Source organism: Streptomyces sp. ATexAB-D23 (genome assembly GCF_000373645.1).
Taxonomy (GTDB): Bacteria; Actinomycetota; Actinomycetes; order Streptomycetales; family Streptomycetaceae; genus Streptomyces; species Streptomyces castrisilvae.
This window is the reverse complement of record NZ_KB892018.1, coordinates 94,746-120,376: the sequence shown is the minus strand read 5'-3', so window position 1 is coordinate 120,376 and position 25,631 is coordinate 94,746. Positions and strand designations below refer to the sequence as shown.

General features: G+C 72.8%; 18 protein-coding genes. 4 read left to right on the top strand and 14 right to left on the bottom strand.

From position 1 onward, the window contains the following. From B082_RS0118330 to B082_RS0118300, 7 genes are all read right to left on the bottom strand, one after another. On the bottom strand, positions 1 to 329 hold a 329-nt coding region (locus B082_RS0118330), incomplete at its 3' end, for a carboxyl transferase domain-containing protein (RefSeq protein ID WP_026249926.1). Between the two features lie 153 nt (positions 330 to 482). Then, complete coding sequence (locus B082_RS0118325; protein WP_420707686.1) at positions 483 to 1,778, bottom strand: carbohydrate ABC transporter substrate-binding protein; 1,296 nt, start codon at positions 1,776 to 1,778, stop codon at positions 483 to 485. Beyond that, positions 1,775 to 2,800, bottom strand: a complete 1,026-nt coding sequence (locus tag B082_RS0118320) for a hypothetical protein (protein ID WP_018553274.1) — start codon at positions 2,798 to 2,800, stop codon at positions 1,775 to 1,777. Before B082_RS0118320 ends, B082_RS0118325 begins: the two co-directional genes overlap by 4 nt. Beyond that, positions 2,797 to 4,203: a hypothetical protein gene (locus tag B082_RS0118315; protein WP_018553273.1), complete on the bottom strand. Its 1,407-nt coding sequence runs from the start codon at positions 4,201 to 4,203 to the stop codon at positions 2,797 to 2,799. The genes B082_RS0118320 and B082_RS0118315 overlap by 4 nt, the downstream gene beginning before the upstream one ends. A 138-nt stretch (positions 4,204 to 4,341) precedes the next feature. Next, positions 4,342 to 6,639 carry a serine/threonine protein kinase gene (locus B082_RS0118310; RefSeq protein ID WP_018553272.1) on the bottom strand — a complete coding sequence of 766 codons (2,298 nt, stop codon included), beginning with the start codon at positions 6,637 to 6,639 and terminating at the stop codon, positions 4,342 to 4,344. After that, the gene (locus tag B082_RS0118305) at positions 6,636 to 8,018 is read right to left on the bottom strand and encodes a S1 family peptidase (protein ID WP_026249924.1); all 1,383 of its coding nucleotides are present in this window, start codon (positions 8,016 to 8,018) and stop codon (positions 6,636 to 6,638) included. The genes B082_RS0118310 and B082_RS0118305 overlap by 4 nt, the downstream gene beginning before the upstream one ends. Before the next feature lie 101 nt (positions 8,019 to 8,119). Continuing rightward, positions 8,120 to 11,992 (bottom strand): endo-alpha-N-acetylgalactosaminidase family protein, encoded by a 3,873-nt coding sequence (locus B082_RS0118300; RefSeq protein ID WP_026249923.1) that lies wholly within the window; start codon positions 11,990 to 11,992, stop codon positions 8,120 to 8,122. Between the two features lie 349 nt (positions 11,993 to 12,341). On the opposite strand from B082_RS0118300, the gene B082_RS0118295 reads away from it, so the two are divergent. After that, positions 12,342 to 13,571 (top strand): glycoside hydrolase family 64 protein, encoded by a 1,230-nt coding sequence (locus B082_RS0118295; RefSeq protein ID WP_018553269.1) that lies wholly within the window; start codon positions 12,342 to 12,344, stop codon positions 13,569 to 13,571. Positions 13,572 to 13,645: 74 nt separating this feature from the next. Here the strand turns inward: B082_RS0118295 and B082_RS0118290 are convergent, their stop codons facing one another. Genes B082_RS0118290 through B082_RS0118270 form a run of 5 tightly spaced genes read right to left on the bottom strand, consistent with a single transcriptional unit; the run spans position 13,646 to position 20,013 of the window. Then, positions 13,646 to 14,584: an ROK family protein gene (locus tag B082_RS0118290; RefSeq protein ID WP_018553268.1), complete on the bottom strand. Its 939-nt coding sequence runs from the start codon at positions 14,582 to 14,584 to the stop codon at positions 13,646 to 13,648. Then, complete coding sequence (locus B082_RS0118285) at positions 14,581 to 16,290, bottom strand: dipeptide ABC transporter ATP-binding protein (RefSeq protein WP_018553267.1); 1,710 nt, start codon at positions 16,288 to 16,290, stop codon at positions 14,581 to 14,583. The genes B082_RS0118290 and B082_RS0118285 overlap by 4 nt, the downstream gene beginning before the upstream one ends. Beyond that, a complete protein-coding gene (locus tag B082_RS0118280; protein ID WP_018553266.1) occupies positions 16,287 to 17,189 on the bottom strand; it encodes an ABC transporter permease in 903 nt (300 codons plus the stop codon). The genes B082_RS0118285 and B082_RS0118280 overlap by 4 nt, the downstream gene beginning before the upstream one ends. Next, positions 17,186 to 18,145: an ABC transporter permease gene (locus tag B082_RS0118275; protein WP_018553265.1), complete on the bottom strand. Its 960-nt coding sequence runs from the start codon at positions 18,143 to 18,145 to the stop codon at positions 17,186 to 17,188. Before B082_RS0118275 ends, B082_RS0118280 begins: the two co-directional genes overlap by 4 nt. 50 nt (positions 18,146 to 18,195) lie before the next feature. After that, a complete protein-coding gene (locus B082_RS0118270; RefSeq protein WP_018553264.1) occupies positions 18,196 to 20,013 on the bottom strand; it encodes a peptide ABC transporter substrate-binding protein in 1,818 nt (605 codons plus the stop codon). A gap of 286 nt (positions 20,014 to 20,299) precedes the next feature. On the opposite strand from B082_RS0118270, the gene B082_RS0118265 reads away from it, so the two are divergent. From B082_RS0118265 to B082_RS0118255, 3 genes are read left to right on the top strand one after another with little or no spacing between them, the layout of a single operon-like run. Continuing rightward, positions 20,300 to 21,520 (top strand): ROK family transcriptional regulator, encoded by a 1,221-nt coding sequence (locus B082_RS0118265; RefSeq protein WP_199783816.1) that lies wholly within the window; start codon positions 20,300 to 20,302, stop codon positions 21,518 to 21,520. Between the two features lie 21 nt (positions 21,521 to 21,541). Then, a complete protein-coding gene (locus B082_RS0118260; protein ID WP_018553262.1) occupies positions 21,542 to 23,065 on the top strand; it encodes a M81 family metallopeptidase in 1,524 nt (507 codons plus the stop codon). Beyond that, complete coding sequence (locus B082_RS0118255) at positions 23,062 to 23,817, top strand: copper homeostasis protein CutC (protein WP_018553261.1); 756 nt, start codon at positions 23,062 to 23,064, stop codon at positions 23,815 to 23,817. Before B082_RS0118260 ends, B082_RS0118255 begins: the two co-directional genes overlap by 4 nt. 65 nt (positions 23,818 to 23,882) lie before the next feature. Here B082_RS0118255 and B082_RS0118250 read toward each other — a convergent pair whose 3' ends face one another. Together B082_RS0118250 and B082_RS0118245 are read right to left on the bottom strand one after the other, a co-directional pair. Further along, the gene (locus tag B082_RS0118250) at positions 23,883 to 24,953 is read right to left on the bottom strand and encodes a DUF4185 domain-containing protein (RefSeq protein ID WP_018553260.1); all 1,071 of its coding nucleotides are present in this window, start codon (positions 24,951 to 24,953) and stop codon (positions 23,883 to 23,885) included. 40 nt (positions 24,954 to 24,993) lie between these two features. Next, positions 24,994 to 25,533, bottom strand: a complete 540-nt coding sequence (locus tag B082_RS0118245; protein WP_018553259.1) for a hypothetical protein — start codon at positions 25,531 to 25,533, stop codon at positions 24,994 to 24,996. Positions 25,534 to 25,631 lie beyond the last annotated feature (98 nt).

The window sequence follows — 25,631 nt, the reverse complement described above, 5'->3', positions numbered from 1 at the left end:
CCGAAGATCCGGAAATCATGCGCGTACACGAACACCGTCCGGCCATCCACCGTGCCCCACCCGGTGATCACACCATCGGTGTACGGCTTCTTCGCCTCCAGACCGAAACCCGTCGCCCGATGCCGGCGCAACTGCTCCACCTCATGGAACGAACCCGGGTCCACGAGCAGCTCGATGCGCTCGCGGGCGGTCAGCTTGCCCTTGGCGTGCTGCGCCTCCGTCGCCCGGTCACTGGGTCCGCGCCGGGCCTGCTCGCGCAGTGCCAGCAGTTCGGCCACACGGCCACGGGTGTCGCTCGGCTCGCCCTGGGTTTCGTCCACAACGGTCATGTACCGACCCTACGAACCCGGCCAAGAAAATCCTGCCGTCGACTCCGTACAGTCTCCTGCCCGGTTTACTGGTGGAGCCTGACAGAAGGCCGGAGCCATGCAGGCGAAGTACCAGCCGGAACCCGTCATCGCTTGTGAAGGTCCCACAAAGACTCACTGTGGTCTGCCGCACACACCCGTGAGCCGGGGGATGGTGGCGGGCTGGGCGTCCTGCACCTTCTGGATGCCTTCGAGGCGGGCGCGCACCGGCTCGTCCGGATGCGCCACGGTCAGCAGCACCGCCTCGTAGAACGCGTCCCGCACCGCCGCCGGCATGACGTCCGACGCGTCCAGGCACAGCGGCACGCGCTGGTCCGTGAGGCGCCCGCTCACCTGCTTCTCGACCTCGCCCTCGCGGGCCGGCACCGCGGAATTGGCCGAAAACACCCCGCCCTCGCGGCCCCACTCCTCCTGGGCCTTCTCGGAGGCGAGCCGCCGGATCAGCGCGCGGGCCGCGTCGCCCCCGCCGAAGAGCGCGGCGAAGTCGGCCGAGACCTCATGGCCCTTCACCGTATACGGGCCGCCCGGCAGCAGCTTCGCCGAGTCGGTGAAGACGGCCCGGTCCTGGCGGTCCCCGTAGAAGGAGCGGGCGAAGGAACCCTGGTGTTCGAGGGCGCAGCCGCCGCCGAAGAGCAGCCCGTTCCCGCCCTCGGGGCCCCGGTGGTCGCTCTCCAGGATCGCCAGGCGCCGGGCGCGCGAGCCCTGCGACAGCAGGCCCGCCCAGGTGGTCCAGGCGGTGACGACGTGGTCGGCGGTCCAGTCCAGGTCACCGGTCGCCCAGCGCGCGTACAGCACCGGTCCTGCCTGCTGGAGGAGCAGGTCCTCGATCCAGTCGCTGCCGGGCCAGCCGGACGAGCCGTCGTCCCCCATGCCGGCGCACCAGGCGCTCAGCGGGGCCGGGGAGGACGGCGGGGTCTCGCCGTCGCGGTACCAGACGATGGACTTGAGGTCGGCCTTGAGCGGGACCCACAGGTCGTCCGCCAGCCCCTGCGCCGCGGGGCGCCACGGGGTGCCGTACTCCTTGCCGTCGTACAGGTCGCCCAGACGGTTCAGCCGGCCCTCCGCGGCGTACTCCACGAGTTCGCCGACGCCGGGCAGGATCGCGATGTCGGGCGGGTTGCCGGCCTGGACCTCGGCGAGCAGTACCTCGCGGGTGGCGGCGGTGCCCTGGTAGGTGTACGGGATGCCGAAGCCGTCCAGGACGTCCGTGAACCGGTCCTCCTGCGCACCGGTCCAGGGGCCGAGGATCGTCACCTTCGGCTCGGCGTCGCTGCCGCCGGGGGCCGCGAGGCCGCAGCCGGCCGCGGTCAGGAGCAGCACGAGGGCGAGGGCCTGTCCGGCGGATCTTCGCGGTCCCGCGAGGATCCGCCGGACAGGCCCTCGCAGAAGTGCCCGGGGCGGGCGTGTCATCCGGCCCTCCAGTAGTAGTCGGCGTTGAGCCTGCGGCTGAGGCCCGCGACCGGCAGCAGGATGATCAGCGCGCCGCCGCCGAGCGCCCCGTAGTAGGTCCAGCTCTGCCAGCGCTCGGCCTCCAGCCGGCCGTGCAGGGCGGTGGAGGTGCGGGTGACATAACTCTGGTCCTCGGCGAGGTCCGCGTGGCGGTCGGCCCGTTGTTCGATCCGCACCAGTTCGTGGCGCGCGGTGTCCAGCCGTTCCTGGGTACCGACGGTCGCCCACAGCGGTACGACGGCCAGGGCGAGGGTCACCAGGAGGGCCGGCAGCAGCCAGGGGTCCAGGCTGCGGCCGCAGCGGCGGCGCAGCAGCCACAGCGCGCTGAGCGTGGTCAGGGCGAGGACCAGCAGGCCGAGCTCCGCGACCGCCCAGCCGGCGGCCTGGAGGGGGCCCAGGGAGCTGATCCGGCTCATCCGCTGCATCTGGTGGTGCTGGAGGACGTCCAGGCGGGGCACGACCCCGGTGCCCGGCCGGTCGAGGAGGCGCTTGGCCTCGCTCAGCTTCTGCCGCTGCATCAGGTCGTCGTCCACGTATTTGACGGTCCCGGGCGTGATGGAACCGCTGTACGAGGTCAGCACGCCGGTGACGGTCTTCAGTACGCCCCGGCCGCGCTCCCCGTCGATCTGTACGTCGGAGAGCCGGGACAGGCCCTGGTTGGCGGCGGAGAGCTGGGCCTCGTAGCGTGCGCCGGCCCCGACGACCTCGTCGATGCCGCTGTCCACGGACGCCTGCGCCTCCTGGTGGGCGCGCAGCAGCGCCAGTTGGGTGGCGGCGACGCCCTGGACGGCGGGGGCGGCGTGGGTGCGCATCTCGCCGGCGGCGTTCTGCACCTCGCGGTAGGAGACGAGCAGCGCGGTCATCGAGACGATCCCGGCGAGCACGATGACGGCCAGGTGCAGTTCGAGCAGGCGGCGGGTGCGCGAGCCGGTCGGGCGGCGGGCCCGGAAGGCGCGCGCCCGGCGGGTGGGCCGGTCTCTCACAGGCGCCTCCCGCAGGCGATGCAGTAGTGGGCGCGCGGCCCGGCGACGTGGTGGCAGGCGGGGCACTTCGTGGGCGCCCCCTCGGTGTGTTCCGGCAGGTCGATGAGGTGGCCGGAGGCGACGTGCAGCCGGCCCCTGCGCACGGTGCCGCGGTCGACGGTGGGGCCGACGCGGACCACGCCCCGGGGCCCGTCGAGGATGTCGGCGACCTTGCGGACGTCCGTGAGGACCCAGGCGGCGCCGATCTCGTTGGCCAGCCGGACCGCGATGCCGAACTGCTGCTCGGCGACCTCGCGGCTCATCGGGTCCAGGGCGGCGTAGCCGCGGTTGAGGGCGTTGCGCATCCGCGTCGCGGCGTTCACCGCCTGGAGGGTGCCGCCCCCGGCCCCGGTTCCGCCCGCTCCGATGGCGACTCCGGGCGGCAGCCAGCGGACCACGAGCGGGGCGGTGGCGTCGCCGACGGAGACGGTGAGCAGCTGGAGCAGGACGCCGAGCGGGTCGGTGCTCGCGTCGGCCCGCAGGGTGAGGACGTAGTCGCGGGTGCCCGGCACCCACTGGTGGGTCGCGAAGTCGGACCGGCGCGGGTCCCCGGGGGCGGTGACGGGCGTGAGCACGCGCTGCCGGGGGGCGGTCTCGGTGAGCGCGACGGCGGTCACGGCCGGGCGCCCGGTGACCGTGACGGGCAGTTCGGGGCTGCGGACCCGGCGCAGCCGCCGCAGCGCGCCCGCGACGGCGGGCGCGAACCGGTCGGGCGGGCTGTCGGCCGTCCCGTGCAGGCTCTCGGTGAGGGCGAGCAGCGGGGCCGGGTCCCACTCCTTGCCGAGCGCCAGCACATCGGCGCTGAACACCCCGGCACACGCAGTGAGTTCGGCCTTCAGCGCGCTGTCGTCGCCGCCCGGCCCGTGGCCGCTGCCGTCGGTGATGAGGATCAGGTGGCGTACGGGCAGCGGGCGTTCGGCGAAGAGGGCGCGGGCGGCGGCGAGCCAGGCCCCGTAGCCCGGGGGCGGCCGGTCGTCGGGGGCCGGGGCGATCCGGCCGGCGCTGAAGGCGGCGCGGCGCCTCTCGTCGGTGTCGGCCAGCGCCCACCGGCCGCGCAGCGGGTAGCAGCGGGTGGGCCGGTCGTCGTCGGTGCCGCCGAGGACGGTGAAGGACAGGCCGTCGGGCAGCGCGCGCAGGGCGGCGGAGAGGGCGGACGCCGCGTCGCGCCTGCGGGACGCGGCGACGTCCAGGGCGATGACGACGGCCAGTTCGACGGCGGGCCGCCGGTCGCGGGGGCCGATGCCGGTGGCCTTGACCCGGACGTGGGCGTCGATCCGGGCGTCGTGGTGCGGCTGCTGGTCGCGCCGGACGTCGACGGACACGGCGAAGGTGAGCCCGGTCGGCGGCGGGGCGGGAGCACCCATGGGACGGCTCCAGGGGGGTACGGCGCCGGGGCGGCGCCGGGGCGGGCGGGTCTGCGTCGGGTCGGAGGCGGGGTCGCGCCGGGTCGGAGGCGGGTCCGCGCCGGGCCGGAAAGGGGCCGGAAACGGGCCGGAGGCGGGTCAGAAGCGGGTCTGCGGGCGGACCGCGTGGGAGAGGTCGATCAGCCGCTCGTACTCGGCCGGTCTCTGCCGCTGCCGGGCGAGCCACCGGTAGCACTGCTCCAGCTCCGCGCGCACGGCCCGCTCGCCGGGTACGGGCGGGGGCGGCAGGCCCATGCGCGGCCATCCGCGGCGCGGTGCCGGGGAGCCGGCCGCCGCGCGTACGGCGTCGAGCTTCCACTCGTACAGTTCGGTCCGCAGCAGCCAGGCCGCCTCGTCGCCGCTCACCACCGGGCCGGCGAGTGCGGTCAGCGCGGCGTCGATGTCGGCCTCGTCGGGCAGCGGCCGCTCCCCCGCCGCCAGCCGGGCCGCCCGGATGCGCAGGGCCGCGACGCGGGCGACGGTGTGGTCGCGGGACTCGTCGGGCACCAGGTCCAGGACCTCGACGGCGGCGGCCCGGTCGCCGCGTGCGAGGGCGAGCCTGGCCAGGCCGAGGGCGGCGCCCACGTGCGAGGGGTTGCGGGCGTGCACCGCGCGGAACAGTTCGTACGCGGACGGGCCCTTCGCGGGCTGCCGGGCGGGGCCGAGCTGTTCCGCGCAGTAGGCGAGCGCCAGCTTGGCCGCGTACTCGCCGGGCAGCGCCCGGTGGACGGCCGCGAAGTGGCCGTGGGCGGCCTCCAGCATCGCGTCCCGCTCCTCCCGTGCCGCGTCGGGCACCAGCACATCGGCCGCGCGCAGCGCGACCAGGCCCCAGTGCCAGCTGAGCCGCCACTGCCTGACCGGTCCGGGTCCCGGTATGGCCGCCGCCGCCTCGACCTGGGCGCGGGCCCGCGCGAGCGCGTCGTCGTCCTCCTGGCCGAGCAGCAGCCGGGCGTTGTGCAGGCAGATCTCGACCGACCGCTCCCCCTCAGCGGGCTGGGCGAGCGGCTGGCCGGGGTCGTAGCTGCTGACCCCGAAGCGGGCGGCCTGCGGGTCGCCCGGGTAGGGCCTGGGCACCGGCAGCCTGCGGGCGATCTCGGTGGGGGTGGGTCTGCCCGGGTCGAGGACGGGGGCCCGGGGCGTCTCGCGGCGGCTGTGCAGCGGGCGGCGCAGCCAGTGCGCGTAGTCGGGCACCGAGCCGAGGCGGGCGCCGAGCAGTTCGGTGGAGGGGGTGAAGTAGGCGGAGGGTTCGGGCTGGTCGCGCTTGCCGCGCAGGGCCCGGATCTCGCGCAGCACCCCGCGCAGCTGTCCGGCCATGTCGTCGGCGGAGCCGAAGCGCTGTTCGGGGTCCGGGGCGGTGGCGCGTTCCACGACGAGCCGGAAGGAGCTGGTGCCGAGGCCCGGCACGTCGTCGCCGACGGCCCAGCCGGCGAGTTCGGCGAGCGTGACGCCGACCGTGTGCACGTCGTGGGCGACGGTGAGGGGGCTGCCGCTGTGTGTCTCGGGGGCGGCGAACCAGGGGGTGATGACGGGCGGCGGGTCGGCGCTGCCCGCCTTGCGGACACCGCCGAGGTCGATGACCTTGATGCCGTCGAGGTGGTGGATGACGTTGGACGGCTTCATGTCGCCGTAGAGGAAGCCCATGCCGTGCAGATGGGCGAGGGCCTCCAGGATCTGGCAGCCGTAGGTGATGACGTGCTCGATGTCGAGGACGAAGGCGCCCTGCCGGACGGATTCGACGAGGGCGGACAGGGTGCGGTCGCCGACGTCCTCCATCACGATGTAGCCGCCGGAGACCGTGCCGTCGGGGCTGGCGGTGGAGACGAAGTCGCGGATCTGGACGATGCGTCTCTGCCGGATGGCGACGAGGCTGCGGCGCTCCTCACCGGCCTGGGCCGCGCCGCGTTCGGCGTAGCGGTTGAGGAGTCCCTTGACGGCGACGAAGTCCTCCAGGTGGGTGTCCTCGGCGAGGTAGACCCAGCCCTGGCCGCCGTGGGCGATGGGGCCCCGGATGCGGTACTGGTCCTGGAGCGGCGGCCCGTCCTTCGTCAGCTCGGGGCGGTAGGAGTAGGGCGCCCCGCACACCGGGCAGTGCCCCTCGTCGGGGGGCGGGGCGGCGGTGTACGGGGGGACGAACGCGGTGCCGCAGGCCTTGGCGGAGCAGGTCATCGCGATGCGTACCGGGCGTTCGGCGGCGGCCAGGCGCTCGGCGGGGCTGCCCGGGTCCAGCAGCGGGAGTTCGAGGAGTCCGGCGGGGCCGTGGTCCTCGGGGGCGGCGGGCAGGGGCGGGAGGCCGGGGGCGGTCTCGTCGCGCCCGCAGGTGTCGCAGTAGCCGGTGGACCGCACGGCGCCTTCGCAGGGGGCGCCGGTGAAGCGGCGGTGCGGGCAGGGGATTCTCATGGGCGCCCCGCCGGTCCGGTGCGCTGCTCCGGCAGGCCGGGGCCGCCCGGTCCGGGCCGCGTGCCGAGGTCGGTGCGCAAGTCCCGTAACAGTTGTTTGAGTGCGGTCAGCCGTGCGTGGGGTTCGGGGAGTGCGCGCAGGTCGCGGAGGTGGCGGCGGCGGGTGGCCGGGTCGGTGGCGGGGCGCGGGGGTGCGGACGCCGAGTCGATCAGGCCGCTGAGCCGGGCCCACTCGCGTTCCCCGCGTTCGGCCCGGCGCAGCAGTTCCTCGGCCTGCTCGTCCAGGGCCGGTACGAGAAGGTCGCGCACGACCGGGTCGAACCACGGGCCGTCGGCGGCGCGCACGGTGACCAGGAGCCGGAAGCCGAGGGTGCGCACCCGGGCCAGGACGCGGACGAGCCCGGCCGGGTCCGGGTCCTCGTCCAGGCCGAGGACGGCGAGGACGGGTCCGGCGGCGGGCCGGCCGGCGAGCGAGCGTTCGGGTTCGTCGCCGCCCTCCAGGAGCCAGTCGCGGTAGCGGTTGCGCTGGTGGCGCGGGGGACGGAGCTGGGCGACCAGGGTCTCCACCAGCGCGGCGGGCCGGTCCCGGCCGCCGTGGTGGACGAGGTGGGCGCGGTGCAGCTGGTGGCGCAGGGTGCGGTCCCGGCCGCCGCCGGACGGGACGACGCCGAAGCGCACGGACGGCTGGTCGACGCCCGCGAACCAGTGGCGCAGCCGCCGCGCGAGCCCCGGGTCCCAGCCGTCGGGGCCGCACAGTTCGGCGACCAGCGGGACGAGTTCGGCGATGCGGTCGACGGGGATCATGTAGGAGAAGGCGAGGTCGTTCTCGGTGGGCAGTGCCAGCTCCAGGTCGCCGCGCCAGCTGACGACGAGGCCGACGACCTGTTCGGGGCGGGAGCCCTCGCGCCGGGTGTGGACGGCGGCGCCGCTGAAGCCGGGGCGCACCACCTCGGCGTTGTTCCTGGCGTCCAGCTGCACCCAGTCGCCGTGCAGTCCGCTGATCCGGCCGGAGAGCCACATGCCGTCGTCGAAGGTCTGCGAGTAGCCGCCGGCCCACACCTCACGGCCGCGTTCCAGCCGCCGCCCGAGCGGGGCGGGTTCGGCCTGGGGGCGGGGGCTGTCCAGGGCGAGGACGGCGACGTCCTCGCGGTCGGGTCCTTCGCGGCCCGGGAGCCAGCCGTCCGGGGCGACCCGGGCGGCGACCGGCGGGATGCCGGGGCTCTCGGCGAACTCCACCCACATCCGGGCGTCCGCCTCACCGACGACGTGGGCGCAGGTCAGTATCCGGTCCTGGGTGAGCAGCACACCGGCCCCGCACACCGGTCCCTCCGGGCCGTCGCGGCGCAACCGCAGCCGCCAGTCCGCTCTCAACTCCCCCATGGTTTCCGAGCGTACGCGTGCGTGGGCCCTCCTTCCCAGAGTCCGGGCAGACTGCGGGGGGGCGGGACCCGTGCGGGCCCCGCCCCCCTGTCGCGGCCGGTTCAGCCGCCGCAGTGGAAGCGGGCGCTGCCCCAGTCGGCGTGGTCGTTGCCGTTTCCGTCGCCGCCGTCGCCGACGATCAGCTCGACGTACTTGGCTCCGGTGACGTCGGCGGTGAGCGGCCAGGCGGCGTCGGCGGCCTTGAGGACCGGTGACTTCACCACCTCGGTGCCGTCCGCCTCGACGGAGAACCGCACGCTGCCCGCGGTCTTCTGCGCGTCGTCCACGCCCACCTCCGCGGTGAACGAGGTGCACCGGCCGCCGAGGTAGTAGCGGACGGTGGCCGGGGCGTGGCTGCCGAGGCCCTTCTCGTGGACCGTGCCGCCGATGGTCAGCGGGGTGCCGTCACCGGTTCCGGTCTCGCCGTTGGACAGGTCGCGCTCGACCGGCCCCCAGCCGTTGGTGGTGGCCGTCCAGTCCAGATCACTGGCCCAGCTGTCCGTGGTGGGCGGCGGCGGCAGGGTGCGCACGGAGGTCTGCGCGCCGAGCTTGCGCTGCCCGTCGCCGGTCGTGTACGACGCCTCGGAGGCCAGGGCGTACGTGCGGTACTCGGCGTCGGCCGGAGGGGTGACCTGCCAGCTCGCGGTGGCCGTGGCACCGGCCGCGACCGAGTCGAAGGTGACGGCCCCGGTGGGTTCGGCCCGCCAGCCCTCGGGGAGGGTCAGCTTCACCGAGACACCGGTGGCGGCGGTGGACTCGTAGTTGGTGAAGCTCGCCTTCACGGTGTTGGCGGTGCCCGGTTCCAGGGTCTCGGCGGCGGCCGTCACCGCGAGCGTGGAGCAGGCGGCCCGCTCGTCGGCGGGGGCGCTGCCGAGGTCGGTCACGGTGAAGCCGTCGAGGACGAAGTCGGCGCCCTCGGGGGCGTCGCCGCGCTTGCGCAGACCGGTCCAGGTGTCGCCGCAGCCCGCCGTGAGGGTCTCGGCGAAGTGGCCGGTGGTGTGCTGGGCGCCGATGGCGGTGGTCCGGGTCTCGACGGACGCGGGCTTGCCGTCGCCGGTGATCCGGTCGTAGCCGTCGACCCACTCGTAGGCCCCGGCGTGGCTGGACTGGTAGTCGTACTCGACCCGGTAGCGGTGGCCGTCCGTCATCGGGACGGTCCAGGGGGCGGTGCGGTAGACGAGCCCGGTGTTCTCCTCGTGGGCCTTCAGCGACTCCTTGCCGTCGAGCACGTCGTCGACGAGCTTCCCGTTCCAGCCGGCCCGGGTGTACGGGGCGTGCAGCTGGGAGATGACGGTGCGGGGGTCGGTGGAGCCGCCCGCGTCGCCCTTGAGGAAGGGGCCCCAGCCCTGGGCGACGTCCTCGAAGTCCTCGTGGACGACGGTGTTCTTCTTCGTGGCCGGTGCGTTGGCGACGATGCGTACGTCGTCGGCGCGGACACTCGCCGTGCTGCCCTTCGCGGCCTCGATGCGCAAGGTGGTGCGGCCATGGGCGGGGGCGGTGAAGTTGACCTCGGCGCGCTGGAAGTACGTGCCGTGCCAGTCGGAAGCGGCGACGTAGTCCTTGGCGGTGGAGCGGTCCACGGCGACGGACTTCCCGCCGGCCGAGAGGGTGGTGTGCCTGCTCCTTCCGGGTTCGACCTCGATGAGGGCGGACGCGGTGTAGCGGGCGCCGGGCTTCAGTCCGTCGATGCGCTGGGAGAGCGCGGCGGTCGCGGTGCCCGAGAGCTTCGCGCTGTTGCGGCCCCGGTCGTCGGTGTCACGGACGGCGGTACCGGTCTTCGACCAGTCGCCGAGCCGGTCGTCGTTGAAGCCGGGGTCGGCGACGAGGGTGTCCTCGCCCCACTTGGCGTCCGCGGCCCGGGGGGCCTGGTTCGGGTAGAGGACGTACGGCTGTCCGGCCTCGGCCTTCAGCGTGATCCTCCCGTCGACCGGGCGGACCGTGCCGGTCCTGACGCGGCCGTTGTCGGTGAGCGCGTAGACGGTGTACGTGCCCTTCGACGGCACCGCCCAGCTGCTCGTACCGCCCTCCTGGCTGTAGTGGTACAGCTTCTTGCCGCCGTCCCACGGGAGCAGGTAGTCGGTGCCGCTGAGCACCTTGCGGCCGTGGTCGTAGAAGGTGCGCCTGCCGTCCTCGACGGTGCCGCTGACCCCGCCGGTCAGGGTGATGTCGTTGCCGTCCCAGCGGGTGATCTGCTGCTGCTGGAGGTACTTGGCGGGCAGATTGCGCTGCCAGATGTTGTCGTAGAAGGTGTTCCAGTCGGTCTCGCCGGTCCACCCCTCGAACTCGTCGATGGCGCTCTGGCCGAGGACCGGGTCGTTGTTCCAGACGTCCTTCTCGCCGTTGCGGATGAACCGGATGATCTTCGAGTTGAGGCCCTTGTTGGTGGCGCCGCCGTAGTCGAGGTCATTGGCCCAGTGCGACCAGAGCGAGGCCCGCTCGAATTTGTCGGCCCACTCGCTGGAGACGTTCCAGCCCTGCTTCTGGAGGGCCTGGACGGTCTTGTCCGCGATCCAGCCGTGCGTGTAGTAGACGTCGATGTACAGCATGGAGAGGTTGGCGCCGGTCTCGTCGCGCAGCTGCTGGAAGCGCTCGGCGAGGTCGCCGCTGTTGATGTCGCGGCGCTGGTCGATGTAGTAGCTCTGGCCCAGCCAGTTCCAGCCCGGCTTCGTCTTGTCGACGAGCTGTTCGTCGAACGCCTTCGCCTCCGGGTACGCCTCCGTGGCGTTGACGTGGACGCCGAAGGTGGCGCCCCACTTCTTGCCGTCCTTCAGGAGGGCGTTGAGGTCCTTCAGCCCGCCGGCGCGCTTGTTGTAGTCGCCGCCGTAGTCGGGGTGGGCGGAGTCGTGGCCCTCGGAGGCGTACCCCTTGAGCAGGGCGAGCTGGCCGAGGCCGTCCGTGGACAGCGAGATCCGCTTGACGTCGTCCAGGGTGCGCAGGAAGGGGTGGGTGGCCTGGCTGGCGAAGTTGAACGGGATGTGCGTGATCACCCGGTCCGCGGTGTCCTCGCTGCCCGGCGCGACCACGCCGATGGAGCGGAACGCGACGGCCCCGTCCTGCCAGTCGACGGCCTTGTCGCCGTTGGCGTCGGGGGTGACGACGACCTTCGCCCAGGGCAGGTTGTCGCCGCTCTCCGGCTTCGGCGCCCCCTCGCCCCGGTAGGTCCACTGCCCCGACCAGACGGCGACCCGGGTGGAGCCGTCGTCCTCCTTGCGGGCCTGGTGCCAGAAGCGGGCGTCGTCGCCGTCGGTGGCGCCGGAGGGCTTGTCGTACGAGGAGTTGGACTCCACGGCGGCGGCCAGCGACCCGGTGTTGAGGATCGCGTAGGTGGCCCCGGAGGGCGCGGAGTCGGCGGGGGTGTCCTTCGTGACGTCCGCGAAGACGTCGGCGGTCTTCGTGGAGTCGGTGTCCAGCCGGGTGAAGGCGGTCGCGGCCCCGGCGTCGGTGCTGGCGACGGAGACCAGATCGTGGCCGGGTATGTCGATCGTGGAGACCCGGAAGGCGGCGGTGTCGCGGACGGCGGTCACCTTGAAGGTGGTCGCGCGCCCGGAGACGGAGAGCGTGGCGTCGATCTCGACGCCCGGCAGGTCGGTGAAGACCAGCGTGTAGCGGGCGGCCGACCCGGTGGTCTTCGGAGCGCCCTTGAGCCGTACGGGGTGCGCGGTGCCGTTCAGGGTGACGGCGGTGACCGGCCGGGTGGAGCCGGTCAGCCGCTTGCCGGAGGCGCGGTCGGTGTACGTGAGGACGCGCGGGAAGTCGGCAGCGACGGCGACGGCGAGCTGGTGGGAGGAGATGACGGGGCTGCCCGCGGGGACGGCGCTGCCGGCCGCGGCGGGTGCGGGGGTGGCGGCGACGGCGGGGAGCGCGGTCCCCACCAGGGCCAGGACGGCGGCTGCGGCGGCGGCTGCTGCGCCCACCGGCGTACTTCTTGGTGACATGTGCATTGCGTAGTCGTCGGCTCCGCGCACCGTCAACGGCGTACGGTCCCGACGGCTTCTCCAGTCCAACAACCCCCATCCGTTAGTCCAAGTGGGGCGGAGACGGGCGATCCCGGACACCGCGTTCAGTTCCTGATCACGCGTCACGCCGGACGCTCCGCGCAGGGCCGCCAAGTGGCCCCGACCAGCGTCGAGTTGTGAAGAGTCCTTATTTTTGAGAGCGCTCTCAGTCACAAGTCTTGACGCCTGCGCCGCTCCTCGCGAAAGTGGTGCCACCGCGGACGACCTCGTTCCACCTCCCCGCACGGTCCACTCGTCCGCGCCCCCCACGTACCCCCGGAGTCGCCTCATGATTTCGCGCCGGAAGTTCCTCACGGGCGGCGCCGCCGCCACCGCGACCGCGCTCACCTACCCCCTGTGGGGCAGCGCCCTGAGCCCGGCGGCGTCGGCGTCCGCGGCCACCTGCGAACTGGCCCTGGAGAACCGCTCGCTGCCCGGCCGCGTCAACGCCTACGTCACGGGCCACGAGCAGGGCACCGACCGCTGGGTCCTGCTGCGCGCCGACGGCAGCGTCTACTCCCCGGACTCCCCCGCCGAGCCGCAGACCCCGCTCCCGGTGGACTGCGCCATCCCGCTGAACGCGGCCGGCGGCGCGCCCGTCGTGCTGACGCTCCCCCAGATGTACGGCGCCCGGGTCTACTTCGTGCGCGACGACACCCTGGACTTCTACGTCAACCCGGGCCCGGCCCTGGTCGAGCCGGCCTTCGCCACGTCCACGGACCCGAACTACGGGCGCACCTGGTCGTTCTGCGAGTTCACCTTCAACCCGCAGCAGCTGTACGCCAACATCAGCTACGTCGACCTGGTGACGGCCCTGCCGATCGGCCTGACCCTGGAGGGCGACTCCACGCACACCGTGGCCCCGCTCCCGGACGGTGCCGTGCAGCGCATCGCCGACGGCCTCATCGCCCAGGCGGCGGCCGACGGCCAGCCCTGGGACCAGCTGGTGACGCGCGGCTCGGACGGCAACGTGCTGCGGGTCGTCTCGCCGCAGAACCTGATGGCGCCGTACTTCGACCGCCCGGACGAGATGCCGTTCCGCGACCTGTTCACCGCGCAGATCGACGAGGTCTGGGAGAAGTACCGCTCCGAGGACCTGCGCATCGACCTCCAGGGCGGGCGCGGCGTCCGGGCCGGCCGGGTCAGTGGCGACACCCTGACGTTCGACGGCGGGCACACCTTCTCCAAGCCCGTCTCGAAGGACATCTTCACCTGCAACCACGGGCCCTTCACCAACAACCCGGCGGACAACGACGACAAGAAGGCGCTGCTCGCCCGGCTCGCGGCCGGCTTCAACCGGTCGATCATGCTCAGCCACCCGGACCAGCCGAACGGCACCTCGGTGGCCGACTACTACCAGGGCGCGGTGACCAACCACTGGTCGCGGATCGTCCACGCCAACAGCCCGATCGGGTACGCCTTCCCGTACGACGACGTACGCCCGGACGGTGAGCCGGACGTCTCGGGCGCCGCGAACGACGGCAACCCGCGGCGGTTCACGGTGAGCGTCGGGTCCTGACCTCACCCACGAGACAGGGAGGACCCCCGTCCGGGCGGGACGGGGGTCCTTCCTCTGTGTCCGGGGGCCCGGGGTCAGGCCGGGGCACCCACCGCGAGTTCACGCCGTGCGCGGGCGGCGGCGCCGACCGGTACGGCGTCGGAGCCGAGGCCCGACCTGACCAGCCGGACGGGGTGCCCGCTGACCGGCGGTTCGGCGGCCAGCGAGGCGAGGACGACCGGGCTCAGCAGCGGCCAGGCGCGGCTGACCCCGCCGCCCACGACGACCGTGGTGATGTCGACGACGCCCGCCGTCATCACGATCGCCCGTGCGATGCCGTCTCCGGCGGCCCGGAACACCGCGAGGGCGTCCTCGTCACCGTGCTCCGCCGCCTGTGCGACCTCCCGGGCGGTCAGCCGCCGGCCGGTGCGCTCCGCGTAGCGGGCGCCGATGGAGCGGCCGGAGGCCAGGGTCTCCAGATGGCCCCGTCCGCCGCAGGAGCAGAGCAGGTCGCCGAAGCCGGGGATGTGCCCGATCTCGCCGGCCGCGCCGTGCGGTCCCGTGAACAGCGCGCCGCCGCTCCACAGCGCGCCGCCGACGCCGGTGCCGAGGGTGATCCCGAGGACGTCTCGCTCGTCCCGGACCGCGCCGCCCGACGTCTCCCCGTACAGGAAGGCGTTGACGTCGTTGTCCAGGAAGGCCGGGACCCCGAGCGCCTCCTCCAGGGCCTTCGTCACCCCGAAACCGGCCCAGCCGGTGAAGGAGTCGCTGGCCACCAGGATGCGCCCGGTGGCGGAGTCCACCACCCCTGCGGCGCCGACCCCGCATCCGGTGAGCCGGCCGGGGGTGCGCTCCAGCAGCGGGGCCAGGACGTCCAGGGCCGCGCGGATCATGGCCCGGCCGCCCCGGTCCGCCGGGGTCGCCGTCTCGGCCCGGTCCAGGACGTTCAGGTCGTCGTCGCACAGCACCACCTGCGTGGTGGTGCCGCCGATGTCGACGCCCGCGAAGAGCCCGCGGTCGTACGCGTCGTTCATGCCTGGGCCTCCGTCCGGCCGGCCGTGAGGGCGGCCAGGCGCTCGGCCCTGCGGCCGCGCTGGACCACCGGGTCCGGCACCGGTACGGCGGCCAGCAGGCCGCGGGTGTAGTCGGTCTCCGGGTGCAGGAGGGTCTGCCCGGTGGGGCCCTGCTCCTGGATGCGGCCGCCCCGCAGCACCACGACGCGCCGCGCGAAGTGCTGGACGACGGCCAGGTCGTGGGAGACGAAGAGGCAGGCGAAGCCCAGCTCGTCCTGGAGCTCGGAGATCACTTCGAGCACGGCCTGCTGCACGCTGACGTCCAGCGCGCTGGTGGGTTCGTCGGCGACCAGCAGCCGGGGCTCCAGGACCAGTGCGCGGGCCAGGCTGACCCGCTGGCGCTGGCCGCCGGAAAGCTCCCGGGGGGCCCGGTCGGCGAGTTCGCGCGGCAGCCGGACGCGGTCGAGGATGGCGGCGACCTTGCTCCGGCGGTCCTTGGCGCTCAGGCCCCGGCGGTGGACCCTGAGCGGTTCGGCGACGCACTCGCCGACCGTCATCCGGGCGTCGAGCGAGGCGACCGGGTCCTGGAGGACCACGCCGATTCCGGCCCGCAGGGCCCGGCGGGCCCGGGACCTGGCGCGCCCCAGGTCGGTGCCGAACAGCGAGACCGTGCCGGAGGTCGGCGCGATCAGCCCGAGCGCGACCCTGGACGCGGTGGACTTGCCGGAGCCCGACTCGCCCACCAGCCCCAGGGTCTGGCCCGCGTGCACGGCGAGGGAGACACCGTCCAGGGCCCGCACGGCGTTCTTGCCGCGGCCGAAGACCACGGAGACGTCGCGGAGTTCGGCGACCGGCTCGGTGCCGGGGGCCGCGTCGGTGGCGGACGGGGCCGCCCTGCCCGCCTCGGCCACCGACAGCCGGGGCACGGCGGCGAGCAGCCGACGGGTGTACTCGTGCGACGGGCGCAGGAGCACGTCCTCGACCGGTCCGGTCTCCACGATCTCGCCGCGGTACATCACGGCGACCCGGTCGGCGAAGTCGGCGACGACGCCCATGTTGTGGGTGACCAGCAGGACCCCGGTGCCGGTCTCGGCGGCGAGCCGGCGCAGCAGGTCGAGGATCTCGGCCTGGACCGTGACGTCGAGCGCGGTGGTCGGCTCGTCGGCGATGAGCAGGGCGGGGTTGTTGGCGATGGCCATGGCGATGACGACGCGCTGGCGCTGTCCGCCGGAGAGCTGGAAGGGGTAGGCGGTGGCCCGCCGCTCCGGCTCGGGGATGCCGACCCTGCGCAGGAGCGCGACGGCCTCGGCGGCTGCCTCCTTGGCGGAGATCTCGCGGTGGTTGCGGATGACCTCGGCGATCTGCCGGCCGACGCGGGTCAGCGGGTCGAGCGCGGTGGCCGGCTCCTGGAAGACCATGGAGGCGGTCCGGCCGCGCAGCGCGGCGAGGTCGCTCTCGCGGGCGCCGACGACCTGGGTGCCGGCGATGACGGCGCTGCCGGTGGCTCGGGCGTTGCCGGTGAGCAGGCCCATCGCGGCGAGCGCGATGGTGGACTTGCCGGAGCCCGACTCGCCGACGAGGGCGAGCGTCTCGCCGGGTTCGACGTGGAGGGAGACGCCCCGGACGGCCGGTACCTCTCCGCTCTCGGTGGTGAAGACGACGCCGAGGTCGTCGAGTTCGAGAATCGGCCCGGCCTGCGGTGCGGCGGGGCTCTGGGTGACGGTCATCCGCGTCCCCTCACGTCGAATGCGTCGCGGAGCCCGTCCCCGATCGCGTTGAACGCCCACACCACCAGGATGATGGCCAGGCCGGGCGGAATGATGAGCCACCAGTAGCCGGAGTAGGCGGCGGTGAGACCGGCGGAGAGCATGCCGCCCCAGTCGGTGGACGGCGGCTGGACGCCCAGGCCCAGGTAGGAGACGTAGGCGACGAGCAGGATGGCGTCGGCGATCTGGAAGGTGGCGGCGACGATGATGGTCGAGACCGAGTTCGGCAGGATGTGCCGGATGATCGCCCGGCCGTGCGTGCCGCCGATGGCGCGGAGCGTCAGCACGTAGTCGCGGTTCTTCAGGCTCAGCGTCTCGGCCCTGATCAGCCGGGACGGCACCAGCCAGGAGACGAAGCCCAGGATGACGACCAGCCCGGTCAGGTCCGGGGTGGTGATGGCCGAGACCACGAGCAGGATGAAGAGGGCGGGGATGGCGATGCCCGCGTCCACGACCCGCATCATGACCGCGTCGACCCAGCCGCCCGCGTAACCGGCGACGGCGCCCCAGAGGGTGCCGATGACGGTGGCCAGGACGCCTGCGGCGAGGCCGACGATCAGCGACACCTTGCCGCCGTACATGAGCCGGCCCAGCACGTCGTGGCCGACCGCGTCGGTGCCCAGCCAGTGCGAGCCGCTGGGGGCGAGGTTGACCTGGTCCAGCAGCGTGTGGGTCTGGTCGGTGGAGTACACCAGCGGACCGGCGAAGCAGAACAGGAAGAAGAAGGCGACGACGCCGAGCCCGACGACGGCGAGCTTGTTGCGGCGAAAGCGCCGGACGGCGAGGCGGGTGCCGGACGCCGTGACGGGGGCGGCGGTGGCCTTGCCGGGCACCTGGCCCGGCTGGATGACGGCGCTCATGCCCGGCCTGCCTTCACTCGGGGGTCGATGAACCGCTGGACGATGTCGGCGAGGAGCGTGCCGGTCACGGTGGCGATGGCGATGACGAGCACGCAGCCCAGGAGCACCGGGTAGTCGGAGGACTGTGCGGCGGTCCAGAAGAGCAGGCCCATGCCGGGGTAGTTGAAGAGCTGTTCGACCACCAGGGCGCCGCCGAACAGCACCGGCACGTAGTAGCCGAGCATGGCGACCACGGGTGTCAGCGAGTTGCGGAACACATGCCGCCACAGGATGGCGCGGGAGCGGGAGCCGCCGGCCCGCGCGGTCCTGACGTAGTCCTCGGAGAGGTTCTCCAGGGTGGCCGCCCGCATGTAGCGGCTGAACACCGCGATCATCGAGGCGGCGCCCGCGACCACCGGCAGCACCAGCGCCTGCGGTTCGGAGAAGACCTGGGCGAGCGTGTCGCCCTGGGGCGCCTGGGAGGGGAACCACGGCAGCGCCTGGCTGAACACCAGCACCAGGATCAGCCCGAGGAAGTAGACGGGCGTGGAGTAGGCGATGAAGCTCAGCGTGGTGATGACGTAGTCCGCCGGCTTGTTGCGCCGCATGGCCTGCCACATGCCCAGCGGGATCGCCAGCACCAGGCCGACGACGGCCGACAGGACGGTGAGGAGCAGTGTCTTCGGCAGCCGTTCGGTGATGAGCTGGGAGACCGGCTCGTTGAGGGTGTACGAGGTCCCGAGGTCACCGTGGAGCAGCTGGTTCAGGTAGTAGAAGTACTGCACGGGCAGCGGCTTGTCGAGGCCCTGTTCGTGGTTGAAGGCCGTGATCTGCTGTGCGGTGGCCTGTGGGCCGAGGATCCCGCGTGCGGGACCCCCGGGCAGGGCGTGCAGCAGACCGAAGACCACGATCGTCACGATGACGATCACCACGACGGCCTGGAGGACCCGCCTGAGGAGGTACGAGGAAGTGCTCATGTGTTATCCGGTCGCTTCGGCTCAGTGGTGCGCGTGGTCGGCGACCCGGCTCACTTCTTGGTCCACTTCCACATGGCGGGGTGGAAGTTGGCGAGCGAGTCCTGGGCGAAGCCGCCGAGGCCGCTCTTGACCACGGAGACCTGGTAGTCGGGCTCCGGCAGCCAGATGACCGGGAGGTCCTTGGCCAGGGCCTCGCTGTACTCCTGCATGGCGGCGTCGGAGGAGTCCGTGGTGGTCTTGCTGATCAGCTTGTCGGCGGCCGGGTTGGAGTAGCTGCCGAAGTTGGAGCCGCCGCCGGTCGCGAAGAGCGCGTCACCGCTGGGGTAGGCGGGGAAGTACCAGCTGCCCGCGCTGCCGAAGAAGGACAGCTGCCACTTGCAGCCGGCGTCGCCGGTCTCGCACTGACCGGCCTGCGAGAGCACGGAGTTGACCGGTGCGGTCTTGATGCCGAAGCCGATGCCGGACTTGGCGAAGGAGGACTGGAGCGCGCTCATCAGGTTGTCGGTCACGGTCGAGCCGGACTGGGACAGCACCTGCATCCGGAACTTCGTGCCCTTGTCCACCCCGGCGCCGCACTGGTCGTCGCCGCTGCCCGCGTCGGTGCAGACCATGGTGCCGTTCTGCTCGGTCCAGCCGTGGTCGGTGAGCAGCTTCTTCGCCTTGGCGGTGGAGAAGGGGTACGGGTTGTCCTTCTGTGCCGGGGAGATGAAGGAGGAGGTCTGACCCTGCGGGACGGGCCCGTAGGTGGGGACGGCGGTGCCGTTGTAGATCACCTTGGACAGGGTCGCCTGGTCCACCGACATCTGGATCGCCTGGCGGGCGTAGAGCTGCTTGAAGACGGGGCCCATGGTGGGGTTGTTGAAGTTGTAGGGCATGTAGGTGATCGCCCAGCCGGCCCACGGCTTGAGGGTGTAGCCCTTGGCGGTGAAGGACGCTTCCTGGCTGAGGTTGGTGGCGTTGATGTAGCCGTAGTCGACCGTGCCGGCCCGCAGCGCGTTCTCCTCGGCGTCCGTGGTGGTGAACGGGAGCAGGTTCACGGTCTTGATGTTGGCCTTGCCGCCGCCGTCGTACTTGGCGTTGGCCAGCAGCTGCACCTTGCCGGCGGTGGAGAAGGACTTGATGGTGTACGGGCCGCTGACCGTCTTCCAGAGCGGGTCGGTGGCGTAACCGGAGATCTTCTTGGCGGCCGTGTTGAGGTACGTCCAGACCTTCTTGGCGCCCGCCGGGGTGAGGTCGAGGTCCGACACCTCGCCCGCGTCGCTGGTCTTGTCCCAGACGTGCTGCGGCATCGGGCGGATCATGCTCAGCTCGTTGGCGAGCATCCACTGCGTGTTGTACGCCTTGTCGAAGGTGATCGTGAAGTGGGTGTCGTCCACGATCTTCAGCGCGGTCCAGTTGTCCGGCGCCTTACCCGGGCTGTAGCTCGCCCAGTCCTCCTTGTTGGCCTTGACCAGGTTGAACCAGAACTGCACGTCGCGCGAGGTGATCTGCTCGCCGTCGCTCCAGTGCCGGTCGCCGAGCGTGATCGTGACGCTCTTGCTGTCGTCGGCGAAGTCGGCGGCGGTGGCCAGCGAGTTGTCCTTGTTCCAGCCGACCTTGCCGGTGGAGCCGTCGTAGGCGATCAGCGGTTCCCAGAGGGACTGGGATATCGAGGAGTTGTTGGTGTTCAGGTGGGCGGCGGTGCCGACCGGGAGGATCCAGTTCGGCGTGAAGTTCGCCGGCAGCGCGTAGTTGATGCTGTCCGACGAGCCGGAGCCGGACGAGGTCGTGCCCCCGCCGGAGCAGCCGGACAGCAGTACGGCCGCGGTGGTGGCGGCGCCCGCGGCGAGGGCCCAGCGACGGTTTTTCACCGTGCGGGTAAGGATCATGACACTCCTCGGATTGAAAGGGCCCGCAGCCGCTCGGGGGGTCGGCGCTGCGTTCACGACAGCTAACGCCGCAGTTGCCGAAGAAACAAACAAGAATTAGTAACAAGTAAGTTACTGCACATTCGACGAAAGTCTCGCTGCCCCTTTTCTCCCGACCCCTTGGGGCAGATTGGGTGGATATAAGGGATTTTGCGGGTGACGCACTTCCTTCATTCCAGTGTTCCCCTGTGCGAAGTCCGGGCGTATCGTCTTCGCCACATACCCCGTTGCGGAAGTAACTTTGTACATGACTGGAATAAGTGCGTGGGACCGCAAGGCCACGAAAGGGACCCCGTCCCTCGCCGTGCGTGTTCTGGAACTCATCGCTTCGGGTCAGGCGACCTCACGTGCCGAACTCGCCGAGCGCCTCGGGGCCGCCGCCTCCACCATCTCCCTCGCCGTGGCGCACCTGGTGGACCGGGGTCTGGTCGCCGAGGAGGGCACCCAGTCCTCCACGGGCGGACGCCCCCGCAAGGCGCTGAGGATCGGGGGCCGTGACGAGTTCGCCGTCGCCGCCGACCTCGGCGGCCGGCACGCCAGGATCGGCGTGGTCCTTCCGGGCGGCGGCCTGACCGACGTCTCGACGGTCCCCTTCCTGATCGCCGACGGGCCCGAGGCGGCCCTGCCCCGGCTGGCCGAGGCCCTGGAGGCGCTGGCCGAGCAGCACGGCACCGGCAACCTGCGCGGGGTCGGGCTCTCGCTGCCCGGCCCAGTGGACACCGTGTCGGGGTCGGTCGTGCGGCCCTCGCGGATGCCGGGCTGGAACCGCTTCCCGGTCGCCGACTGGCTCCAGGAGCGCTTCGGCGTCCCGGCGGCCGTGGACAACGACGCCAACTGCATGGCGGTCGGCGAGCACACCGTCCGGCCCGACGGGAACGCCCAGACGATCATGGTGAAGATCGGTTCCGCGATCGGCGCGGGCGTGATCGTCGAGGGGCGGCTGTACCGGGGCGCGCAGGGCGCGGCCGGGGACATCACCCACATCCGGATCGACGCCGGTGCCGGTATCCCCTGCTCCTGCGGCAACACCGGCTGCCTGGAGACCGTGGCGTCCGGTGCCGCGCTGGTCCGCATCCTGCGCGAGCGCGGGGCGGACGTGCACAGCACCGAGGACGTGGCCCGGCTGGCTCTGGACGGCGACCCGCTGGCCACCCGCACGGTCCGCAGGGCCGGGGACTACCTGGGCCAGGTGCTCGCCGCCAACGTCAACTTCTTCAACCCGGACGCCGTCTACCTGGGCGGCATCCTCTCCACCTTGGAACAGTTCGTCGCCGCTGTGCGCAGCCGGCTCTACGAGAGCTGCCATCCGCTCGTCACCGAGCACCTCACCATCGAGCGGACCAGGCTCGGCGCCGACGCCGGACTGGTCGGCGCCGGGCAGTTCGCCCTCCAGCGCGCCCTGGCCCACGCCCTGCACGAGGTGGGCGGAACCGACCGGATCGCCGCGCTCGACCCCCGTCAACTCTGACGCCCGACCCTACGAGGAGCCATGTCGCAATCCCGCACCGCCGCATCCCGCCCGGTCATCGCCATCGCAGGGCTCGGCATCGAGTCCTCCACCTTCTCCCCCGCCCGCACCCGGGCCGCCGCCTTCCACCCCTCGCGCGGCGCCGAGGTGCTGGACCGCTACCCCTTCCTGGCCCCCGGTGAGGAGCTGCGCGAGGCGGCCGACTGGCACGGCGCCCTGGTCGGCAAGTCGCTGCCGGGCGGCACCGTCACCGCCGCCGCCTGGAAGGAGCTGACCGACGAGCTGATCGAACGGCTCGCCGCGCTGCCCCGCCCGGACGGCCTCTGGTACGACATCCACGGCGCGATGACCGTGGAGGGCGTCGACGACGCGGAGGCCGTCCTGCTGGACCGCATCCGCGCCACCGTCGGCCCGGACGTGATCATCTCCACCTCGATGGACCTGCACGGCAACGTCTCCCGCGAGCTCGCGCACGGCAGCGACCTGATCACCTGTTACCGGCTGGCCCCTCACGAGGACCACATGGAGACCAAGGAGCGGGCCGTTCGCAACCTGGTGGAGCTGCTGGTCTCGGGTGCGCCGCGCCCGGTCAAGGCGTGGGTGCCGGTGCCGGTGCTGCTGGCCGGCGAGCAGACCTCCACCCGGATCGAGCCCGCCAGGAGCGTGTACGCGGCGGTGGCCGACGTCGAGGCCGTGGACGGCGTGACCGACGCCGCGATCTGGGTCGGCTACGCCTGGGCGGACGAGCCCCGCAACCGCGCCGTCGTGGTGGTCACCGGCACCGACCGGGCCGCCGTTGCGGCGGGGGCGGAGCGGCTGGCCCAGGGCTTCTGGAAGGCCCGCGACGACTTCGAGTTCGTCGCCCCGACCGGCACCTTCGACGGAATCCTGGACGAGGCCCTGGACTCCGACCGGCGCCCGTACTTCATCAGCGACACCGGGGACAACCCGACCGCGGGCGGCTCCGGCGACATGACCTGGGGGCTGACCCAGCTGCTGGCCCGCCCGGAGTTCCGGGAGGACGACGGCCCGACCGTCATCTACGCCTCGGTGCCCGGACCGGCCGCCGTCGCGAAGGCCGCCGCCGCCGGGGTCGGCGCCACCGTCACGGTCACCGCGGGCGCGGAGGTGGACGACCGGCACGCGGGCCCGGTCACCCTGACCGGCACGGTGCACTCGGTCCGCCACGGCGACCGCGACGCGCGCACCGAGGTCGTGATCCGGGTCGGCAGCGTGTACGCGATCCTCACCGAGCTGCGCAAGCCGTACCACCACGAGCACGACTTCACCGACCTGGACCTCGACCCGCGCGGCGCCGACATCGTGATCGTGAAGATCGGCTACCTGGAGCCCGAGCTCTTCGACATGTCGGTGGGCTGGAAGATGGCGCTCACCCCCGGCGGTGTGGACCAGGACCTGGTGCGCCTGGGCCACCACCGCATCCGCCGCCCGATGTTCCCCTTCGACCGCGAGATGGCCGACCCGGACCTGTCGGCCCGCATCATCCCCGCCTCCGACCAGCCGCTGACCGGGGACGACGAGTGAGCGCCCGCCCCGCGCTGGAGATCGCCGTCACCTCACCGGCCGGTGCCCGCGCCGCCCGGGAGAGCGGCGCCGACCGGGTCGAGCTGTGCGCCGCTCTTGAGCTGGGCGGCCTGACCCCGTCGGCCGCCCTGGTCGAGGCGGTCGCGGCCGAGGGGCTGCCGGTGCAGGCGCTCGTCAGGTGCCGGCCCGGTGACTTCGTGCACGACGCGGAGGAGCTGGCGCTGATGGCCGCAGAGGTGCGGTCCGTCATCGCTTCGGGCGCCGCCGGAGTGGTCATCGGGGCGCTCACCGCCGACGGCGCCCTGGACACGGACGCGGTCGCCCGGCTCGCCGACGCGGCCCGCGCCGCCGGCCGCCCGGTGGAGGTGACCCTGCACCGGGCCGTCGACCAGTCCGCCGACCCGGTCGCCGCCGCCACGCTGCTGCCCTCGCTCGGTCTGACCCGGGTCCTCACCTCGGGCGGCGCCCCGGCCGCGGCCGACGGGCTGGCGGCGATCACCGCGATGGTGACCGCCGCCCCGGGGGTGCAGGTCATGGCCGGCGGCGGCGTGCGCGTCGCCGACATCCCGGCGCTGGCCCGTGCCGGTGTCGCCGCCGTCCACCTCTCCGCCAAGGCCCGCGCCCCGCGCCGGCCCGGCGGTACCTGGGTCCCGCTCGGCGCGGGCGGGGCCTCGGCGGACCAGGACACCCACTTCGTCACCGACGCCGAGGTCGTCGCCCTGGCACGCCGGGCCCTGGACACGGCCCTCTGACCCCGGCCCCGCACGCATGAAGGCGCCCCCGCCCGGGAACAGCGGGGGCGCCGGCTTGTGCGGGCTCAGGCCGCGAGCCCGTTGATGCGGTACTGCATCACCCGGTAGTTCTGGTTGTCGAACCACTGGCTGACGGCGATGTGGAAGTCGGCGAACGTCGATCCCGGGACGATGAACCCGCCGTACGGGCTCGCCACCGCGTTGCCGACCTCAAGTCCCGGCACGGTCGGCAGGATCATGGTCTGTTCCGGGGTCGTGAAGAGGTTCGAGGTCGGCAGCGCGAAGACCTGCGCCCGGATGTCGAGCGGCGCCATGTTGAGCCAGGTGAACGCGTACTTCCCGCCCATGGCCCGGAAGCAGATCTCGCCCCAGCGGCGCGCCCCGGTGATGGTGGTCGGCGGATTCCCCCAGCCCCAGGCGCCGCCCGCGTAGCCCCACGGCTGGTACGCGGCCGGGTCGCCCAGCGCGTTCTGCGGGACGCGGTGGAGCAGCAGCCCGGAGGTGATGTCCCGGTTGAAGGCCGTGGACAGGACGTAGCAGTAGCCGTCGTCGGCGACCGCGTACGTCTTCTGCTGGAACTGGCCGCCGTACTGGTCCCCGGGCCACTGGCAGAGGTACTGCCAGGTCTCGCCGTTGTCGTCGGAGCGCCAGAAGTCGGAGTGGTGGGTGCGGTAGATGACTCCGCGCATCAGGTGCATGTACATCGTGGAGCCGACGGTGAAGACGTCGGAGGGGATGGCCGTGGTGCCGCCGTCGTGGCCCTCGGGGACGAGTCCGACGGCGTGCGCGCCGCCGACGCTGCCGTCGATGGCGAGGGAGCCGGGCGAGGCGTTCGAGGAGCGCAGTCCGACCGGGGACCGCCAGTCGGGCCCGCCGACACCCCCGCCGTCGAAGGTGTCGCCGCAGACGAAGAGCATGCTGCCGTCCGGGCAGCGGGCCGGGATGCCGAGGTCGGTCCAGGGGGCGGCGAAGCGGCCGGTCTCGGCGGGTCCGGTGAGGTTGCGGACCCTGCCCCCGGTGACGAGGGCCGCGCGGCTCCCGTCCGCGGTGGCGGCCGGGGCGCCGGCCGCCAGTCCGGCGGCGGCGAGCGCGGCTCCCGCCCCAGTGCGCAGCAGCGCGCGGCGGCTCGGGTTCATTGCGTTCAAGGCAGCTCCTGTGGGGAGGGGGCTACGCGGCTCAGCAGCCGCCGCAGTTGTAGAACGTCGTGTCCCAGTGGTTGCCCTCGTCGGCGTAGATGTTGCCGGAGCCCGACTTGTACTGGGCCGCCCCGTCACCGCGCAGGCCGATGTAGGTGAAGTGGCCCTTGATGTAGTTGGTCACGCAGGTGGTCTTGCTGAAGTCGAGCTTGTAGCCGTTCCAGTGCGAGTACGTGCCGCTGGCGTGCCCGGTCTCGGTGCCCCCGGTGATGGTGAGCGCGCAGCCCGAGGCGCTCTTGAGGGTCTGGGCTCCCTGGGCGCTCGGCAGGTTGAGCTGGTCGAAGGAGGTGCACGTGGAGACGTTGCGGTTGGAACAGCCGCCCGAGGAGGTCCAGCCCACGCCGGAGGAGCTGAAGCGCGAGGTCGCCTGGCTGTGGGTGAGCTTGGTGACGGCGTAGGCGTCGGTCGTACCGCTGACGACGCCGATGCCGGGGGCGAAGAGGACGCCGAGAACGAGGGCGAGGGCGGTCAGGGCGGGACGCAGCGTCATCCGGGGCATGTGGGGGGCGCGGAACACCATGGGGGGTCTCCTCCTGTTCATGACAATCCTGTCAGGGAGATAGTGCCCGAGTTCTACGCGCGTCACCAGAGGGTGCGGCGTAACGACGGGGTGAACAC

What these genes read in the sequence shown, in the direction of transcription:
- B082_RS0118325 (WP_420707686.1), bottom strand. Translation starts at nt 1,778, where the DNA reads ATGACACGCCCGCCCCGGGCACTTCTGCGAGGGCCTGTCCGGCGGATC.
- B082_RS0118315 (WP_018553273.1), bottom strand. Translation starts at nt 4,203, where the DNA reads ATGGGTGCTCCCGCCCCGCCGCCGACCGGGCTCACCTTCGCCGTGTCC.
- B082_RS0118310 (WP_018553272.1), bottom strand. Translation starts at nt 6,639, where the DNA reads ATGAGAATCCCCTGCCCGCACCGCCGCTTCACCGGCGCCCCCTGCGAA.
- B082_RS0118305 (WP_026249924.1), bottom strand. Translation starts at nt 8,018, where the DNA reads ATGGGGGAGTTGAGAGCGGACTGGCGGCTGCGGTTGCGCCGCGACGGC.
- B082_RS0118300 (WP_026249923.1), bottom strand. Translation starts at nt 11,992, where the DNA reads ATGTCACCAAGAAGTACGCCGGTGGGCGCAGCAGCCGCCGCCGCAGCC.
- B082_RS0118295 (WP_018553269.1), top strand. Translation starts at nt 12,342, where the DNA reads ATGATTTCGCGCCGGAAGTTCCTCACGGGCGGCGCCGCCGCCACCGCG.
- B082_RS0118290 (WP_018553268.1), bottom strand. Translation starts at nt 14,584, where the DNA reads ATGAACGACGCGTACGACCGCGGGCTCTTCGCGGGCGTCGACATCGGC.
- B082_RS0118285 (WP_018553267.1), bottom strand. Translation starts at nt 16,290, where the DNA reads ATGACCGTCACCCAGAGCCCCGCCGCACCGCAGGCCGGGCCGATTCTC.
- B082_RS0118280 (WP_018553266.1), bottom strand. Translation starts at nt 17,189, where the DNA reads ATGAGCGCCGTCATCCAGCCGGGCCAGGTGCCCGGCAAGGCCACCGCC.
- B082_RS0118275 (WP_018553265.1), bottom strand. Translation starts at nt 18,145, where the DNA reads ATGAGCACTTCCTCGTACCTCCTCAGGCGGGTCCTCCAGGCCGTCGTG.
- B082_RS0118270 (WP_018553264.1), bottom strand. Translation starts at nt 20,013, where the DNA reads ATGATCCTTACCCGCACGGTGAAAAACCGTCGCTGGGCCCTCGCCGCG.
- B082_RS0118265 (WP_199783816.1), top strand. Translation starts at nt 20,300, where the DNA reads ATGACTGGAATAAGTGCGTGGGACCGCAAGGCCACGAAAGGGACCCCG.
- B082_RS0118260 (WP_018553262.1), top strand. Translation starts at nt 21,542, where the DNA reads ATGTCGCAATCCCGCACCGCCGCATCCCGCCCGGTCATCGCCATCGCA.
- B082_RS0118250 (WP_018553260.1), bottom strand. Translation starts at nt 24,953, where the DNA reads ATGAACCCGAGCCGCCGCGCGCTGCTGCGCACTGGGGCGGGAGCCGCG.
- B082_RS0118245 (WP_018553259.1), bottom strand. Translation starts at nt 25,533, where the DNA reads ATGGTGTTCCGCGCCCCCCACATGCCCCGGATGACGCTGCGTCCCGCC.